Origin of the sequence: Pusillimonas minor (assembly GCF_014237865.1) — a bacterium.
Taxonomy (GTDB): domain Bacteria; phylum Pseudomonadota; class Gammaproteobacteria; order Burkholderiales; family Burkholderiaceae_B; genus Neopusillimonas; species Neopusillimonas minor.
This window is the reverse complement of the sequence record NZ_JACJUU010000042.1, coordinates 1-1,575: the sequence shown is the minus strand read 5'-3', so window position 1 is coordinate 1,575 and position 1,575 is coordinate 1. Positions and strand designations below refer to the sequence as shown.

The window sequence follows — 1,575 nt, the reverse complement described above, 5'->3', positions numbered from 1 at the left end:
CAGACTGTTGATAAACCCCCTGTTTTTTGCAGCGGGGTTTATTTTTTTGTCTGTTAGATCATCGCAGGTCGTTTTGTCGTTAAAGCCAGCAATGAGCGCAGCGCGTTGATTTGCGCGCCGATCCTCAGCCTGCGGGGCCCTGTTTTAGCGTAAAAAGACGTTAAAAGCTGCGCCAGCAGCAAGGCAATCTTCTTCATATTCTGCGCTGTGGCTGCCAGCAGGCATTGTTCCATGACTTTTTTCAGTCCGCGCAGGCGCGCGTAACGATGGCCATGGAGCTGCTTGGCATCGGCGAAGCTGCGTTCCACGGTTTCTTTGCGACGGGCATAGATTTTTTTGCCCGCCGGCGTCAGTCGCCGGGCATCGACCCGCGCCTTGGCATCTTCCCAGACATGGCGAACGATCACTTTGACGCGGTTCGCGCTTTGCGTACAGCGATCACGCCCAGGGCAACTGGTGCACAGGTCCGGATCAGAGTGATACTCACGATAACCGACACGATTGGTTGTCTTATAAGCAATTTGCTGGTGATGCGGGCAGGTGTATGTGTCGCTGGCCGCGTCGTAAATATATTCGCGTTTATAAAAATACCCATCCTTATGGTTAGGACGGCGATACCCCATCACCCCGGCAATTGAACGATCTTCAAGCCCCTGGCAGATCATCGGCGTGAAGTAGCCCGCATCCAGGCCAACCGCATAGGGGTTAAGGTTAAAACGTTGGCTCTGACGATCAAGCCGGGCCAGATACGGCTGGCTATCGTGAACGTTGGCCGGCGTCACATGGGTGTCCGTGATGATGGCATGCTTGCCATCAACGGTGCGGTGATCCAGATAAAAGAACCCCTTGGGCTTACCATCGCGAACCATGTAGCCACTCTCGGGATCGGTGCGGCTAACCTTGATTTCTTTGGTTGGGCCTGATCCGTCGTCCTTATCTTGCCTGGGCTTTAAAGGGCGCTTGCCCTGAGCTTGCCGATCGGCATCAATGGCCGCATCCAGCTCTTCAAGATACGCCGCCGGCTTAACGGCGACATCCTTCAGATCGTATTTATTCTTGTTGGCATTGGCCTTCAGGTGCGTACTGTCGGTGTACAGCACCTTGCCCTCAACCATACCCCGACCGATCGCTTGAAGAACAATCTCATCAAAGATCTCCTGATAAATCTCGCTATCGGCAAATCGACGGCGTCGGTTCTGACTGATCGTTGACGCATCGGGCACCTTATCGGTCAGGCGCAACCCCAGAAACCAGCGATACGCCACATTGACCTGAACCTCACGGATCAGTTGACGCTCGCTGCGAATCCCAAACAGGTAACCGAGCAACAGCAGCTTGAACAGCAGGACCGGATCAATGGCCGGGCGACCGTTATCAGCGCAGTACAGGTGCGCCACCTTGGCGCGGATGAAGGTCAAATCAATCGCAGCATCAATCTTGCGAACCAGGTGATCGCGAGGAACCAGCGATTCCAGCGTCACCATCTCAAGCTCATGCTGATAGGCAGTAGGTTCTTTTAGCATGCCCCATTATGAACAAACCCTCGGTTTTACGCGAGGGTTTGTCAGCAATCTG

Annotated in this window: 1 protein-coding gene; it reads right to left on the bottom strand. The window is 54.2% G+C overall.

The window, feature by feature from the left end:
• Positions 1 to 53: 53 nt before the first annotated feature.
• Positions 54 to 1,523: an IS1182 family transposase gene (locus tag GTU67_RS15130; protein WP_249417748.1), complete on the bottom strand. Its 1,470-nt coding sequence runs from the start codon at positions 1,521 to 1,523 to the stop codon at positions 54 to 56.
• Between the last annotated feature and the right edge of the window lie 52 nt (positions 1,524 to 1,575).